Consider the following 2,098-nt stretch of genomic DNA (forward strand, 5'->3'; position numbering starts at 1 on the left):
GGGCGCGTCGGGGACGAGGGGCGACTCGGCCGCCGTGGCCGCGTCGCCGTCCGTCGCCGAAGCGTCCGTCGACGAGCCGACCGTCGGCGCCTCGGATGCGGGCGCCTCGTCGACGGGCTCGGACGGCGCCTGCACGACGGGCTCGAGCTCGTCGCCGATGAGCTGCTGGATCTGCGCGCGCGTGACGGCGCCCTCCCGGACGATGCGGACGCGGCCGCCGGCCGCGGTGACGCGCGACGCGTCGACGATGGTCGAGGCCGCTCCCCCGGCGGCGCCGCCGTCGAGGAATATCGAGACGCTCTCGCCGAGCTGGGCGACGGCCTCCTCGGCGCTGGCGGCGGCGGGCTCGCCCGTGCGGTTCGCGGACGACACCGCGAGGGGGCCGGTCTCCGCGAGCAGCTCCAGGGCGTACGGGTTGGCGGGCATGCGCAGGGCGACGGTGCCGCGCGTCTCGCCGAGGTCCCAGACGAGGGACGGCTGGGCCACGAGGATCACCGTGAGGCCGCCCGGCCAGAACTCGTCGACGAGGCGGCGGACGACGTCGGGGACGAAGTCGGCGAGGGCGTCGAGCGTGGACTGCCCGGGGATGAGGACGGGCGGCGGTGCGTCGCGGCCGCGGCCCTTCGCGTCGAGGAGCCGCTGCACGGCCTCGGGGTTGAAGGCGTCGGCGGCGATCCCGTACACGGTGTCCGTGGGGATGACGACGACCTCGCCGCGGCCCACCGCCTGTCGGGCGAGTCTCATGCCGGTGAGGAGGTCGGTGTCGACTGAGCAGTCGTAGATGCGCGCCATGTCGTCGCTCATCGTAGCCGAGCCGGTCGCCCGGGCCCTGAGCGGGGCGTCCGCGCCGCGCGCCCGCCCGCATACTGGGGCTCGTGACCACCACGCCCTCCTCCCCCGACCCCCGCGGGCTGCTGTTCGTGTTCGACATGGACGACGTGCTGTACGACCACGACTGGCGGGGGCCCGCGGACCGCATCACGGAGGCGACGGGCCACGACCTCGCCGAGCTGCGCCGGCGCTGGTACAACGACGACGGGGAATGGGCCGCGGAGGCGGGGCGCTTCGACGCCGACGCGTACCTGGACGCCTTCTGCCGCGCCGTGGACGTGGAGATGGACGAGGACGAGTGGGTCCGCCGCCGTCGCGCGTCGATGGTGGTGCGCCCGTCGGCGCTCGAGGCCGTGGCCCGCGCGCGGGAGGCCGGGCGCATCACGCTCCTGACCAACAACAACGCCCTGGCCGCTCGTCATCTGCCGACGCTCGCTCCCGAGCTGGTGCCGCTCTTCGGGCTCGAGCACCTCCGGACGTCGAGCGGGTACGGTGCGCGGAAGCCCGACCCCGCCGTCTTCCGCGGCGTGCTCGCCGCGTACGGCCACCCGGCCGAGCGGACCTTCTTCGCCGACGACCGGATCGACAACGTCGCCGCGGCGCGCGGACTCGGCATCACCGGGCACCACGTGCGGGGACCCGGGGACCTCCTGCCGGCCGTGGAGGACTTCATCCGGCGCCGGACCGCGGCGTCGACGCGCGGAGCCGTCACGGGCTGAGCGCGCTCGCGGTCGCGGTCGCGGCGGCGTCAGCGGACGGCGGTCGTCGCCCGATCGCGCCGCGTGAGGTCCTGGTGCGTGGACGTCGCGCGCCATCCGTCGGCGTCGAGCAGGGCGCGGATCGCGTCGCCCTGCAGCTCGCCGTGCTCGATCACGAGGGCGCCGCCCGGGTGCAGGAGCCGCCGCGCGGTGGTGGAGACGAGCCGCACGACGTCGAGGCCGTCCGTCCCGCCGTAGAGGGCGAGCGCGGGATCGTGCAGCCGCACCTCCGGGTCGCGCGGCACCGCGTCCACGGGGATGTACGGCGGGTTGGAGACGACGACGGACACCGTCCCGTCGAGCTCGGGGAAGGCGTCGGCCAGGTCGCCGAGGACGAGGTCGACGCGAGGTGCGAGCCGGGCGACGTTGCGGGCCGTCCAGGCGTGCGCGGCGGGCGACACCTCGACGGCGTGCACGCGGGCGTGCGGGACCTCGGTCGCGAGCGCGAGCGCGAGCGCGCCGGACCCCGTGCCGAGGTCGACGGCGACGGGCGCGTGACGACCCGCTCC

Annotated in this window: 3 protein-coding genes; 1 reads left to right on the forward strand and 2 read right to left on the reverse strand. The window is 76.1% G+C overall.

The genetic code is table 11. From position 1 onward, the window contains the following. The coding region (locus tag Q6969_RS15200; protein ID WP_317231197.1) for an L-threonylcarbamoyladenylate synthase at window positions 1-792 on the reverse strand (792 nt) is incomplete at its 3' end. An 83-nt stretch (window positions 793-875) separates the two neighbouring features. Here Q6969_RS15200 and Q6969_RS15205 point away from each other — a divergent pair. Next, window positions 876-1,550, forward strand: coding sequence for an HAD-IA family hydrolase (locus Q6969_RS15205; RefSeq protein ID WP_317231195.1), 675 nt, complete (start codon window positions 876-878; stop codon window positions 1,548-1,550). 29 nt (window positions 1,551-1,579) lie between these two features. Here Q6969_RS15205 and Q6969_RS15210 read toward each other — a convergent pair. After that, window positions 1,580-2,098, reverse strand: a 519-nt coding sequence (locus Q6969_RS15210; protein ID WP_317231196.1) for a HemK/PrmC family methyltransferase, incomplete at its 5' end; no start/stop codon positions are given.

This window comes from Clavibacter sp. MX14-G9D, assembly GCF_032917815.1.
Taxonomy (GTDB): Bacteria; Actinomycetota; Actinomycetes; order Actinomycetales; family Microbacteriaceae; genus Clavibacter; species Clavibacter michiganensis_K.